Below are 13,652 nucleotides of genomic sequence, written 5' to 3'. Positions count from 1 at the left end.
GCCGTTTAATGGTAAACCCAAGTCGAATTACTTAATCAAAACTGATACTTCACACCAACATGAGCAGACCGAGGTTTGCCCGGACGAAAGCCCATTGGCTGGCCCGCGACCACGTAGTCGTCGTCAAAGACGTTATCAATGGTGCTGTATAAGGTTAGTTCTGGACGTAACTTATAATTCGCGGCTAAATCAAATACCGCATATGCATCTATTTTATCTTCCGCTGCAATAGACCCTTGGCCCGCATTACCGCGCATGTCACTTTGATAAAGTGCCGATACTAATAGCTGCCATTTTTCAGCTTCGATACCTGTTTTAATATTGAGTCGATGAGCCGGTACGTAAGCCAGTTCATCGCCTTTTTCGACCGTTGCGCCTTTTTGTTTAAAAACACCGGACACATCTTGAAAGCTGTTTTCAAATTCTGTTTGAGTAAAGGTATAAGTAACGGTAAGCGGTGTGCGCATTGCGTCGTTTAACTGAAACGCCGTTTTCCAATGACTCTCAACACCGTACACAAACACTTCACCGCCGTTAAATTCGCTGTCTAGCTGCGCGGTGCTACAACCATTACTGGCGTTACACGATTCTTTTAAATTACTGTAATCATTCACATACGCCACGACTTCAATGTTGTTTTGCCCACTAACACGAAAACCAAATTCATAGTTGATGCTTTCTTCTGGATCAATATCACCTTCTTGCCCTGGTGCCGTGGCCACATAGCCTTTATGCACACCAGCCAACACACCAAAGTTTTCACTTAGTTGGGTAAAAATGCCCGCACCTGGTACTAATACACTTTCAGTGGCTTTTTTAACGTCATTGGTTAAATGGTTCGTCAACGTGGTTTCGATAGTTTCGCTGCGTAAGCCCACACTTAAAGTGGTGTCGCCAAGCGACATGTCATTTTTGATATACGCAGCAATTGCGGTCGCTTCTCCCGTATTTTTTGTGCTGGTTTGTAAACTTGATCCACTTGCAGTCACTAAACCATTAACCGTCATATCGTAAGCTTGTTGTGTGTGATTACGCTCAATTTCGTCTTGATGCACACGAAAACCCACTTCAACTTGTTGAGGGATGCCGAATAATTGGCTATCAAGGTTGTAACGGGTTTGAATACCTTGAGAAACAAAGTCGCGGCCGTTGTTGCCAATAAGCAATTGCTCAGCGGCCGTATTACTTAAGCTCTTACCCGTTAACACTTCATAGAAACCTAAATGATTACCTGTATTAGGGTTACGTAAAATCTCTTCAATACTGGCCACATTACTGCCATTAAAACTGTTTAACTTAAACCAATCACGGCTAAATGCATTGCGATACACATCGGTTGTGACTTGGCTGGTGGTCGTAGGTTCTATCACATGAGTAAGTTGAAACTGTGTGTGCTCCCACTGCATGTTGTCCAGTGCACTGGCCGCATATCGGCGATAAGGGTCTGCATCAAAATCATCACGGCTTAAACCCACGTAGGTTTCATGACTGGTTTCATCGGCATAACCTAGTTTCAGGGTGATTCGCTGACGGTATTGATCATTAAAGTCGTAACTGCTTTTTATATTCACGTCGTTACGCTCAAAACCAGTATCGCCATCAAAAGGTCCATCACTGGTGCCTTGAGAATCTAAGTCCTTAAAGCCGTCCGCTGACAACGTTAAACCTTCGATCAAAAAGCCCACATCACCTTGTTGGCCACCGTAATAGGCATTTAAGCGCTGATAGCCAAAGCTGCCTAATTGGGCATCCACTTCGCCACTATTAATGTAAGGAATCGGCCGGCTGACCATATTGAGCGCACCCGCTACAGTGGCTGGGCCATATTGAATAGCAGAGGGGCCTTTGAATACTTCAACCGCACTCATGCGCGACACATTCGGAAAATAATAAGCGGCAGGGGCAGAATAGGGCGCTGGGCCGGTTAATACGCCGTCTTCCATGATCGTGATTTTTTTACTGCGCTCAGCGCTACTGCCACGCATACCAATATTAGGGCGCAAACCATAGCCGTCTTCTTCTTGAATATTGACACCAGGCACTTCATTAAGAATACGATGGATATCCGTGTACTCGAACTGCTCCAATGCGACATCATCAATTAACGTTGCACTGCCTGGTTGAGTTTGAATCTTGTTGGCACCACCCGTTATATAAACTTGATCAAGCTTAACGGCATCGTCAGCGGATACACACAGGGGATAACTCAATAATACCGCGGCCCATTTATTCATTAGAACAACCACTTACAACTAAAATGACAAGGCGCAATTTAAACACAAATACGAATGAATCTACATTGGTTTTAGGTTAAAATTCACTCATTCTATTTTATGAAAGGCTGTTGAAATGGATAACCTTTTTGACTGGCTATTCGACCCCGCCATGCGCACGTTTTATGGCTATTGGGTGAGTACGATTCTCATCATCTTGGTGTGGGCAAGCTTTAAGTGGCACGCGCGCCAAGCTCAGGTGAAAGAGTTCTTCAACACATCCTATTGGTGGAATCACTCAACTCAACAAGATTACTTTTTTCTTGTTTTTAATCGGTTACTGTTTTTAGCCATCGGCATTGCTTGGTTCGCATTTGCCATTGATGTGGCCCAAGTTACCTACCAAGGTTTAACGTTATTTGCACCAGCCAATGAGCCGCAAGCGGCTCAATATTCACTTGGTTTGTTAATCACTTATACCTTAATTTTATTTATCTTAGATGACGGAACCCGGTTTTTATTACATAAAAGCATGCATCAATTTAAATGGTTATGGCGTTTGCACCAAGTGCATCACAGTGCCACGTCACTCACGCCATTTACGACCTATCGCTTGCATCCGCTTGAGTCATTGTTGTATCAATTACGCGCAAGCCTTGTACACGGCCTTTGTGCGGGGGGCGCTTTTTACACACTGGGATTTCAATTAAGTGGCTTAGAGATTTGGGGAGCGAGCCTTTGGGTGATCGTCTTTAATACTCTGGGGGCAAATTTACGTCACAGTCACATACCGCTGCGTTATGGTTGGCTTGAAAAAATATTGATCAGCCCAGCCCAACACCAATTACATCATGGCCTTAAAACCATGAATAAAAACTATGGTTCCTTTTTAGCCTTATGGGATCAACTGAACAGAAGCTGGTTAACGGGCAAGACCACAAACACATTACCTAATTTGCCGCAAAGCCTGTCTCATCAATTGCTCTTAAAGCCATTAAAGTGGAAAGGCGACTCATAAAAAAATCGGCCAAGGCCGATTTTTTTCATCTTCAAATATTTAAAAAGTCTTAGTCGTTATCGCCGCTTGCCGATGCTGGTGTGACAAATCGTGTGGCCTGAATAAAAACTCCTTTTAACGTATCGGTGAATTGTTTGATCGTGTATTGAAATTTACATAGCTCTTCAATATCAGACAATCCAGTAGTACTACTGGCATTATTCGCGAGCGTACTGCAATCTGAAAAAGATGTTCCAGCGGTCACCGCAGTATTTAGCGTGCCTTCAATTGCATTTAGGTTTGCGATAGCGTCATCTATTTGCGTAAGCATATCAGTGGCTAAACCTGCTTCACTTAGTGCAACCAAATAATCATCTAAACCTTGACCATTATCCGCTGTAAAGATTCGCTTCAAACCCTTCAGGTTATTTATTAAATGCTCTTTTGATACGTTTGCAAATTGAGATTCTAATTTCGAGGCATCAAATACGCCCGTGGTTGATTGAGGTAACGCAGCCTTTACTTTTGCATCTTTAATTTGCTTGTCTGCAAAAAACATAGCATCCGTCACTTCGTTAGCCGCCAACTGTAATGTGTCAGCTTCTGAACTCAATTGATAAGCATTCCAGCTATTTTCAAACGTCACAGATTTTGCAGCCAAATTCGCCGTCACCAGTTTTGCGTAATCGCAGCGATCACCTTGAATATTTGCATCGACATTACCCGTTGCTGCAATCCAGTCTTGCATATTTTGATTAGTAGACGTGGTGTTAGTAATCGTACTTGGTGAGAATAAAATATATTCAATAGCGGTCAATTCTTTACGATTATTAATGCTCGATAAACCCGCAGAAGTTTGTGCGTTAGCCGCAATCGCTAAATCAATACTTAATGGGCTGGCTTCTTGCCATGTATAAAAAGAGCTTAAGCCACTTTCAGTATTGGCACTGGGGCCAAATTCCATCGCCTGTAACTGCTCAACCGTTGCCATAGCCGCCAGCCAAGAATTTTGTGCCGTTGTTAAATTAGCTGCGCTATCGATGTCAGCACAATAAGCAATCGTGTCTGTATCCAACTGGGTAAGTTGTGTTTTTAAGTCAGCCACTAACGGTCTTACGCCTTTCACCACCAAGTCGGTTAACATGGTTGAGCAATTAAACGCAGCTGAGTTCCGACCCACACAAGCATCCGATTGCGCAGACGATCCTGAACCGCTCCCACCACCGCAGGCCGTTAATAATAATGCACTGCTCACTACCAATACGCTTTTAAACATCGATATCACCTTAAACATGAAAAGGCCGTACAAGACGGCCTTTAAATTTTAACACTTAATTGGCTAGGTTATTACCAAGCTTTAACCGCTTCGGCATCAAAGCCATAAGCCGTTTGCAGCTTAGTACGGGCCGCTTTTAATTGAACAATGTAAGCATCCGTGTCTGCATCTACAGCTGTTTTTGGTGCAGTACCGATTAAATCGTGTACTGCAATCAAATCAGCTTCTGAGATTTTAGCAATCGGGCTGAACTGCAAGCTCAATGCAAAGCCTTTCATTTCTGACCAGTGCTTAGCGACGGTACTAATATCACCTGTATACGCTTCAACATCTGAAATGGTTGAGTTGATGTAGTGAATAGTCGCTGTTGCGATCACATTTTCCATGGCCGCAAGTGCACGCTCTGCAATTTTAACCAATTCAACATGATAGCCTTCACCCGCAACAGGGTCTGTACCCAAGTTAGCTTGTATCAATTTGCGACCTTCAATGAACGCATCCATTGCTTGCTTGCTGTAATCGGTCGAACCTGTTTTTAGGTCCATCTTGCTTGCATAAACCGCTAAACCAAAGTTGTATTCACCTGCAAATAGATCAACTTGATTATCGCCATTGGCGTCAATCACAGCATTTGCTTTAATCTCAGCATCTGTTTTAGACAAATAATGAGTGGCGGCACCAAAGTAGCCAAAACCTTCATCCCATTGATGTTCTAAAGACGTGTAGGCTTTGCCTTCTTTATCCGCTGTGGTGTTTTGCTTTAACAAGCCTTTGTCTGCTTTCAAGTAATCACGCGCCGCTTGAGAATACGTTACCGCACCAAATAGGAATTTTTGAACAAGCTGGTTTAAATCATGACCATCAGCATTGACATAAGTTGTCGCTGCATTGCCGTCGGTTGCTAAAGTGGCTATCTCATCAAACCATGCTTGGATAAGCGCATCCGGTTTAGCTTGCTCGTCTGCGACGACATCCCAACCAATAAACGCACTCATAGATAAATCGTTATCCGTGCCCGCTATTTTGCCTTTTAAATTCTTTTCACCTGCCGCGTCAAACACATCGCTGTAATTGGCTTGTACAAGGGCTAATGGGGCATCAACAGAAATACTGATATCTGTTACAACACCTGCGCCATATATGTTTGATTCAGCGAGGCTTTCACCACTATCGCTTACACCGGTTGTGTAAATACGGTTAAGGTTTGCTAGCGCTTCTGCTTTCGTGCCTACGTTATTAACCTGCAAAGCATCAGACGCGATAAAGCTTTTTAGTTCACCAATCAAAAGCTGACGAGCTTGTTGGCCTGTATAGCTAACGGACGACTCTCCGCTGTTTAATTTACTAGGGAAGGTATAAGTATCAGAAGTCTTATCATCTGAATCGGAACTACTGCCACAAGCAGCCAGCATACCCATCGCGGTTACAAGCGCAGCACCTTTAATTAATTTCATTTCGATACCTGTTTGATCGTGTTAAGAACTGTAAAGAGAATCATAATCAATTAGTATTAGACTAGCAATACAAATGAAATGTATTCCTATTATTATTGAGGGATATCTTGGAACTTATACGCCATAATTTCATCTATTTGCCATTGAAGTTCGGGCGCCTTGGCCGCATATTGTCTTCAAGTTCACAAAGGACAACTTAACGATGATGCGCATACTTTTATTTTTAGCCACTAACCTTGCAGTGATACTGGTCGCCAGTGTCACCTTAAGCTTGTTAGGCGTCGGCGGCTATATGACCAGCCAAGGGTTGGATTACAGCAACCTGTTTATTTTCTGCCTAGTGTTTGGTATGGCGGGTTCTGTGGTGTCTCTGCTTATTTCTAAGTGGATGGCAAAGCGCAGCATGAGGGTTCAAGTAATCGAGCAAGCCAGCAACGCTGATGAACAATGGTTGCTTAGTACAGTAAAAGAGCTTGCACAAAAAGCCCGTATTGGCATGCCTGAAGTGGGTATTTTTGCTAGCCCACAGGCCAACGCATTTGCCACCGGCTGGAACCGTAATAATGCCCTTGTGGCGGTGAGCACTGGTTTGTTAAATAAAATGAGCCGTGAAGAAGTAAAAGCCGTTTTGGGGCACGAGATTGGCCACGTTGCCAACGGCGACATGATTACGCTTACACTGATCCAAGGTGTCGTGAACGCCTTTGTTATGTTCTTTGCTCGCATCATTGGTAACTTTGTAGATAAAGCCGTACTCAAAAATGACAGTGGACGCCCTGGCTTTGGGTTTTATATCGCAACCTTTGTAGCGGAAATGATTTTGGGCATTTTAGCCAGTACGATTGTGTATTGGTTCAGTCGCCGCCGTGAATACCGTGCCGACATTGCCGGTGCCGAGCTGGTCAGCCCTGCGGCCATGGTAAGCGCACTTGCTCGCTTGCAAGATGAATACAATCAGCCAAGTGACATGCCAGATGAAATGGTGGCGTTTGGTATCAGTGGTGAATTAAAGAATGCATTAGGCGGCTTATTCATGAGTCACCCTCCGCTAGATAAGCGTATTGCTGCGTTAAAGCAGCGCTACGCAGGGTAATCAAACTAAAAAGAGCCCAATTGGGCTCTTTTTAGTTTTTTAGTTGGATTGCTTACAAACTAACCCAAAATCTAAATCTAAAATATCTCTAGTAGACACTCTTTTTAACACATGGGTATCGATATTATAAATACCCGTTCCTACCAAGTATTTCCCGCTGCCCTTATTCTTTAACTTTAAATCACCCTCTGCAAGTAAATGATTTTGAATATCCGCTAAATTTACGATCTGCATATTATCATCTAAATCTTGGCATAATTTCGATAAATTCAGATAATTATTTTTAAAATCCCCACCATATTTAGTTACTGAATCACTTATGGTTTTTAAGCCTTCGCTATCTATAACATTGAATTGTGCGGTTTCACTTGCCAATGAAGTTGCGTTAGTATAAAACGTTTTGCTGTCTCTTTTTACCAATGTATCATTGGTATAAAAGGATGCTAATTTTATTTCTTTAGATTGCACTTGATCATTTAACGAATTAGATACCCTAATGAATACCCTACTATCAGGTTCGGACTTGAACTTAACAAACGCTTTTGATTCTGATTCTTTATAGCTAATTCTAGCATCAATATTACCTAAACCAACTATTTCTACTTTTACATTATTATCAACTTCTTTATTTGTATTAAAAAGATCGATTTCATAAAGCCTGCCATTTATTTGCTTAATATCAAATATTAATGCGGGTAATTCTTCTTTGTTATAACTATCTTCCAACATCAAGCTGTAAATATGTTTATTATAATAATCAGGATAACCATACGTAAAATGACCACCATGAGCATAGCCATGAGCATGACCTATTTCATGTAAAGCAGTATTATATAAACCCGCCTTAAAGTTATCTATATGATCTAACGCTCGTATGCCGACATAGCCATTAACAGTTGTACTGCTATTTGTAGGCGCAGACCACGTCCCAGCACCAACACCCTGCCAACCTATTGCTTTGTTTTTAAGTCTTCCCATATTAAAATCACGGCCTTGCTGAGTTATAACAAAGAAATACTTAAGTAAATGATGGTTCATTTCAGATGAAGGTTTGCATGAAAGTGAATTAACGCAACCTTTTCCGTTTGGTAAAACCACTCTATTTAAATATCTTTGTCCATATGCATAATCTGTAAGCGTTGGAAGAAAATGCTTAGAATTCATAAAATATTTAATATTTGCTAAAAGCGCACCTAATATTTTACTTTCTGTTTTTGTTGGATAATCGGTACAGCTCCATTTATTAGGATTATCTGATTTAGCATCTGCACATGACTTACCCCATGTTGAACGAGAAAAAGACAAATTTGGAGAGAATAAAATAGATGTCTCAACATATTCAGTAATATTATTTTTTGATACATCAAGTATATTTTTTGTATAAGGTGATATTGGAGATAAAAATTTTAATTTATAATAGTTACCACTACTTTGTCTCACTAAAATAGATTTAAAATATCTATTCGTATAGTTCTCTAAAACAAAATCCCCAGATTTATCGTAAGACACCCTTACATCATTAACATTATATCTATCACTGTGGGTTATATTAATGTTTGAACTGGATATTTTATTGACTGTTTCATATTTAATACGAGACGAGTTCATTTTAATATGATTTGAAGCAGATATATCATCATCTTGCTTTCTTTTTAATGATTTATAAAAGATAGGGCTACCATCTTTTTTATATGCCCTTGCCATAGCCATTTCAATTGGATCATCTTCAGGTAAATTATCTTCGACTGGATTATCTTCGACTGGATTATCTTCAACTGGATTATCTTCAACTGGATTATCTTCGACTGGATTATCTTCGGCTGGATTATCTTCGGCTGGATTATCCTCAATCTCATCTTGGATTGACTCATCTATAATCTCATCTTCTAGTGTTTCTTCAATAATATCGTTTTCGTTTATTATCTTTGGTGATTCGTTAGACGTCTCATCTGATCCTCCGCACCCTGTTAGTGCAATTATTGCAATTATTGCAATTAGGCATACATTTTTTATTAATATTTTCATTGTGTAAGCTTTACTTATTAAGTCGTTTAATATTTAGCAAAATTTGACTAAAAATAGTCTTTTATCTCACCACCTGTCGGGACTATAAATCTTGAATTTTCAAGATAATGTGATTCCAAACCCCATTTGGCTCAAATAACAAACGCTTGGCACCAACTGACAACAATGTCCCATTTTTTTAGCACCAAAAAACAACCTTAAATACACGAAAAGACAACAAGAAAGATAATTTTCTCTATATCATTGAACGTTCAAAATAAAACAGAGTATTTTACTGTTAACAGCAATGAAGTTGATACATGCATGAATAGAAATGAGAATGATCTCGATAACAGGCCTAAAAAGAACTATATAACTGTTAACGAATTCAAATTAATGAAACGCTATTTTGATGAAAAAGGCATTAAATACCCATATATCGATACAAATCTGAAATACATTCCAGCCTCGACATTAATACATGCATGGGAATCAATACTAAACAAGAATGAGTCAATACTACTTCCCTGTAAAATTGGTTTACACACTCATATTTCTGATTATGGCGTTATTGGATCAATATTGAGTAATTGCTATACCCTTGGGGAATCTCTGTCACGAGCAATAAGATACGAACTTCTTATGACGGACCTAATACTGATATCAACCGAAGTAGGCGAACGATATTGTAAAATTATTATTAATGATAATAAGCAATTTAGTCAAAAAGAGATCCTGCCTATTTTATTAAAATATATTTCTGGTTTTATTAGTATTTGTAGATATGTTTTAAACTCATTTGATCATGACAAAATTGAAATTTCAAAAATTGAACTTAAATTTGTTCCAACAAAAGAAGATCAAGTTGCAATGTGCAACTTGTTAAATACCAATATAGAATTCAATTGCTCTAATAATGCACTTATTATTCCGACATCAATACTGTCGTTAAAAACGAACAACCCTGACCCAGAATTACTGAACTACAGTATATATCTTGCAAAAAATAGAATGAATGAAATAAAAAATGGCCGTTATTCCGAACAATTATCACATCTTCTTTCAAAGACTGAAAAACCTAGAAGATTAAAAATTTCAGTTGCATGTGATTACTTTGAAATAAGCAGCAGTAAGTTAAGGAGACGGCTTGCATTAGAGGGGACTTCATACAACGAAATAATTGACACCTATTTAAAACAAGAGTCGAAGCGATTAGCTAAGTATAAACTCACAGCAACAAAAATTAGTGAAGAGCTTGGTTACTCTAACTTAAGTTCATTTTCTAAAGCGTTTAAAAGATGGAATGGTCATACCTTTGATAAATTTATAAAAGAAAGCATAGACTAATCACCAATCACACTTTTATTTCGACCATTTTCTTTTGCTTGATAAAGTGCTTTATCAGCCCGTTCAAATACTTGCTCATGAGTCATACCTTCACTAAAACTCGCAACACCACATGACAGCGTAATTTGAACTCTTTCCCCTTTAAAATGAAACGGACAATTTTCGACTTGTTGTCGAATTTTTTCAGATACTTGATAAGCTGATTTTATATCGGTGTTCGGCAAAATCACCACAAACTCTTCACCACCGTAACGTGCTAATAAGTCGGTTTGACGGGTGCCTTTTTTCACTTGGCGACTTATCAATTGCAGCACTTTATCTCCCGCTTGGTGGCCGTAGCTGTCATTAATATTTTTGAATTTATCCACATCACACACAATCAAGCTAAGCTCACCACCGTAACGCACAAATCGTTGATGCTCTTTTACAATATACGCATCGTACGCACCTCGATTAGGTAATTTGGTCAGGCTATCGACCATGGCTTTTGCTTGGCTTTTGTTGAGCTGCGTTTTTGCCGTCTCAAGCTCGCCTTCCATTTTCATTAAGCGATCGCTTAACTCATTGATGTGTTGCTCAAACGTTTTTTCACGATTTTGTTGTTCATGCTTAAATATGTCCAACGTAGCAAACACACGGTCTAATTGCTGGCTGACCGAACCTTTTAAGTTTTGGGGACTGTCTGTGCCCTCTTTGAGGACTTGTTTTAAGTCATCAAGGTGTCCGCGCATTTTGTCGTCAAAGTCTTTTGACGCGGATTTAAAACCTTGCTCTAAACTTTGCCCCTGAGACAACCAATTTTGTAGCTCGCTTAAGCGCTCGTTTAAGCTTTTTAAGAAGGTATCAAATTCTTCTTGCTCTGTGCCTAGGGCACTAATAACCAGTTCAGCTAATACCTCTAGGGCAGGCACAATTTCATAAAGGTTTAACCCTTCTTGTACCTTGCCTAATAAGTGTATGGCTCTTGGTTGTTCGGTATTGGGCAGCGTTAACTTAGGAATGAGGCTTTCGAGTACTTTGCTGGTTTCGGAGGTGATGCTGAGCAGGCCTTTTTCGGCGGCTTCTGGAATATGGTATGACGATTCATCATCGTTATTGTCATGAGTATCATCACGATCAACGATGGGTGTGCTTTGCTCTTTATTAAATAAACGGCTAAAAAAGCCACTGGTTTGGCTCATGTCTTGAGTCGAGCCAGTGTTGGCAAGTGCCTCAGCCCATTGAGCAATAACACTGGTAAAGGCGAGTAGTAAATCTACTTTATCCGTTTGACGAACTTGTTTACGCACTTTCGTCAGCTCACCCATAAGCTGCTTGGGCAGTTGGTGGGTGGTTTCGATATCAATTAGGGTTTGGGTAATTTGGCCTTGAAAGCTTTCTTGGCGCGCTTGCCAGCGTTCAAAACCGGACTCTATTTGCTCAAGAATACGCGACAAGCCTGACAGCTGATCGGTACGCAATAGGTCTCGTATGGACTCTAGCTGACTGTCCATGTCCGCATCTCGACCCTCGGCCGTGATCGATAAGCGAATAATGGCCCGACGCAGCTGGCCTATGCTGTCTTCAAAGCTCTGCTCGAGTTTTTCATTTTCATCAATGAGATTAAGGTATTTATTCTTCCAACGATCGCTATCTGTGCTCATAGCTTCCCCCTTATTTGATTAGTATAGGGGAGGATTTCAAGCTTGCTGCATTGAAGATGCGCAATCATCAATTGTATGTTTAAACTGGTAATATCACGACAACAAAGTGGGGAGTGGACTACTGAATATTAGCTGGGGTATTCGATTTCCATCGCAATGGGGAGGTGATCAGACACAGGGATATCTAATACACCCACCTGCCTAACGTTTACGCTGTCACTGACCAATATATGGTCTAAACCACGTAAGGGTTTCCAGCTAGGGAAAGTTTGTAGGCCTTCAACCACGGGCTGCAATGGTAAGTCTTTTAATGGGCTTACGTTTAACAGCCGCTCAGCATGCGTATTCATATCGCCCATCAGCACCACATGCTGGTGAGCCCCTATTAAGTTGCAAATGTGCCTCAATTGACGGTTTTGTGCGCCATTGCTTAACGCAAGGTGCATCACCACGACAAGTAAGCAATTTGGCCCTTCTCCGAAATATAAAAAGATCGCCCCACGCCCAGGCAAAATGCCCGGTAGTTTGTGGCGTTCAACTTTGGTGGGTTTGCTACGACAAAGTACACCATTGCTGTGTTGGGCGACTGGCCCTAAATTTCGATTAAGTTGCTGAAACCAAAACGGGAATCCTGCTTTGCGCGCCAGAAATTCAATTTGATTAATAAAGCCAGAGCGAAAACTGCCGCCATCTGCTTCTTGAATGGCCACAAAGTCAAAATACGACATGGTTTGTGCCATTCGCATCAACGCTAACTTTCGTTTATTAATGGGTAAAAAGTGCTGCCAGCTTTTGGTGAGGTAGTGATGATAACTGCCGGTTTCAATACCGACTTGGATATTAAAACTCAGCAGCTTTAAGCAGCTAGGGTTCGTTGTTTCAAAATCTGATAGTTGTAAACAACACAAAGGTTTTGCCGCTGAACCCTGTTTTATCATGGTTATTTTTTCAATGCTTTACGTTCTTGTTCGATTAAAAAGTTCACAACATCAAAGACTTTTTCTTCGCCACCCGCCGAGCTCGCATTGACCATATATTTGCCATTCACAATGACAGCTGGCACACCGCTAATGGCCCATGTGCGTACCATTTCATCGGCCTTTTTCAACTGACGACGCACACCAAAAGAGTCATCGTATTTGTCAAAATCTGCTTCGCTTACGCCATATTTAGCAAGCAGCGCTTTTTGATCGTCTTTATCTAGCAGAGGATTACGCTGCTTATGAATGGCATCAAAAATTGGCTGGTGTACTTTTTCATTTACTTTTAGTGCATGCGTTAGGTAAAACAATTCTGCGTGAATTTTCCACTGACGGCTAAATTGCGCAGGCACTTGGTAAAAATCAACATCCGCTTGGATAAATTTTTTCCATGCATTAACCGTTGGTTCGAAGTGGTTACAGTGGCCACAGCCATACCAGAATACTTCAACTACTTCTATTTTTTCTGGGTTACGAGGCAACGTAGTGTTAGCCAACACATTATAATGTTTGCCCGCTACATATTGGTCTGCCTGACTAAATACCGCTGTCGCCATAAGCAAAGCTGTAAGGGCAAGGTTGCGCAATTTCATATACAAGTCCTTGGTGGTGTTAAATTCGAGTTATAGGTATCTGGCGCTAAGC

10 protein-coding genes are annotated in these 13,652 nt (G+C 40.7%); 3 read left to right on the top strand and 7 right to left on the bottom strand.

Features of this window, described 5'->3' with window-relative positions:
• Positions 1-35: 35 nt before the first annotated feature.
• On the bottom strand, positions 36-2,234 hold the full coding sequence (locus ACU6U9_RS06690) for a TonB-dependent receptor family protein (protein WP_446734273.1): 2,199 nt from the start codon (positions 2,232-2,234) through the stop codon (positions 36-38).
• A 115-nt stretch (positions 2,235-2,349) separates the two neighbouring features.
• On the opposite strand from ACU6U9_RS06690, the gene ACU6U9_RS06685 reads away from it, so the two are divergent.
• A complete protein-coding gene (locus ACU6U9_RS06685; RefSeq protein WP_446734272.1) occupies positions 2,350-3,231 on the top strand; it encodes a sterol desaturase family protein in 882 nt (293 codons plus the stop codon).
• A 49-nt stretch (positions 3,232-3,280) separates the two neighbouring features.
• Here ACU6U9_RS06685 and ACU6U9_RS06680 read toward each other — a convergent pair whose 3' ends face one another.
• Positions 3,281-4,486 carry an imelysin family protein gene (locus tag ACU6U9_RS06680; RefSeq protein ID WP_446734271.1) on the bottom strand — a complete coding sequence of 402 codons (1,206 nt, stop codon included), beginning with the start codon at positions 4,484-4,486 and terminating at the stop codon, positions 3,281-3,283.
• Between the two features lie 71 nt (positions 4,487-4,557).
• On the bottom strand, positions 4,558-5,940 hold the full coding sequence (locus tag ACU6U9_RS06675) for a DUF4856 domain-containing protein (RefSeq protein WP_446734270.1): 1,383 nt from the start codon (positions 5,938-5,940) through the stop codon (positions 4,558-4,560).
• A gap of 202 nt (positions 5,941-6,142) precedes the next feature.
• Between ACU6U9_RS06675 and htpX the strand changes: the two genes are divergently transcribed.
• A complete protein-coding gene (htpX, locus tag ACU6U9_RS06670; protein ID WP_446734269.1) occupies positions 6,143-7,033 on the top strand; it encodes a protease HtpX in 891 nt (296 codons plus the stop codon).
• A 39-nt stretch (positions 7,034-7,072) separates the two neighbouring features.
• On the opposite strand, the gene ACU6U9_RS06665 is transcribed toward htpX, so the two are convergent.
• Positions 7,073-9,058, bottom strand: a complete 1,986-nt coding sequence (locus ACU6U9_RS06665; protein WP_446734268.1) for a hypothetical protein — start codon at positions 9,056-9,058, stop codon at positions 7,073-7,075.
• Between the two features lie 303 nt (positions 9,059-9,361).
• Between ACU6U9_RS06665 and ACU6U9_RS06660 the strand changes: the two genes are divergently transcribed.
• The gene (locus ACU6U9_RS06660) at positions 9,362-10,384 is read left to right on the top strand and encodes an AraC family transcriptional regulator ligand-binding domain-containing protein (RefSeq protein WP_446734267.1); all 1,023 of its coding nucleotides are present in this window, start codon (positions 9,362-9,364) and stop codon (positions 10,382-10,384) included.
• Here ACU6U9_RS06660 and ACU6U9_RS06655 read toward each other — a convergent pair.
• The 3 genes from ACU6U9_RS06655 to ACU6U9_RS06645 form a co-directional block, all read right to left on the bottom strand.
• On the bottom strand, positions 10,381-12,027 hold the full coding sequence (locus ACU6U9_RS06655) for a GGDEF domain-containing protein (RefSeq protein WP_446734266.1): 1,647 nt from the start codon (positions 12,025-12,027) through the stop codon (positions 10,381-10,383). The two genes, ACU6U9_RS06660 and ACU6U9_RS06655, sit on opposite strands and share 4 nt — an antisense overlap.
• A 128-nt stretch (positions 12,028-12,155) precedes the next feature.
• Positions 12,156-12,965 (bottom strand): endonuclease/exonuclease/phosphatase family protein, encoded by an 810-nt coding sequence (locus tag ACU6U9_RS06650; RefSeq protein WP_446734265.1) that lies wholly within the window; start codon positions 12,963-12,965, stop codon positions 12,156-12,158.
• A gap of 2 nt (positions 12,966-12,967) precedes the next feature.
• Entirely contained in the window at positions 12,968-13,600 is a 633-nt protein-coding gene (locus ACU6U9_RS06645; protein WP_446734264.1) for a thiol:disulfide interchange protein DsbA/DsbL, read from the bottom strand.
• Positions 13,601-13,652 lie beyond the last annotated feature (52 nt).

It is taken from the genome of Pseudomonas sp. HK3, assembly GCF_052920985.1.
This window is presented reverse-complemented; position numbering and strand designations above follow the sequence as displayed.

Bases quoted from the DNA above. Each gene is read 5' to 3' on its own strand.
- ACU6U9_RS06690 (WP_446734273.1), bottom strand. From the start codon at position 2,234: ATGAATAAATGGGCCGCGGTATTATTGAGTTATCCCCTGTGTGTATCC.
- ACU6U9_RS06685 (WP_446734272.1), top strand. From the start codon at position 2,350: ATGGATAACCTTTTTGACTGGCTATTCGACCCCGCCATGCGCACGTTT.
- ACU6U9_RS06680 (WP_446734271.1), bottom strand. From the start codon at position 4,486: ATGTTTAAAAGCGTATTGGTAGTGAGCAGTGCATTATTATTAACGGCC.
- ACU6U9_RS06675 (WP_446734270.1), bottom strand. From the start codon at position 5,940: ATGAAATTAATTAAAGGTGCTGCGCTTGTAACCGCGATGGGTATGCTG.
- htpX (WP_446734269.1), top strand. From the start codon at position 6,143: ATGATGCGCATACTTTTATTTTTAGCCACTAACCTTGCAGTGATACTG.
- ACU6U9_RS06665 (WP_446734268.1), bottom strand. From the start codon at position 9,058: ATGAAAATATTAATAAAAAATGTATGCCTAATTGCAATAATTGCAATA.
- ACU6U9_RS06660 (WP_446734267.1), top strand. From the start codon at position 9,362: ATGAATAGAAATGAGAATGATCTCGATAACAGGCCTAAAAAGAACTAT.
- ACU6U9_RS06655 (WP_446734266.1), bottom strand. From the start codon at position 12,027: ATGAGCACAGATAGCGATCGTTGGAAGAATAAATACCTTAATCTCATT.
- ACU6U9_RS06650 (WP_446734265.1), bottom strand. From the start codon at position 12,965: ATGATAAAACAGGGTTCAGCGGCAAAACCTTTGTGTTGTTTACAACTA.
- ACU6U9_RS06645 (WP_446734264.1), bottom strand. From the start codon at position 13,600: ATGAAATTGCGCAACCTTGCCCTTACAGCTTTGCTTATGGCGACAGCG.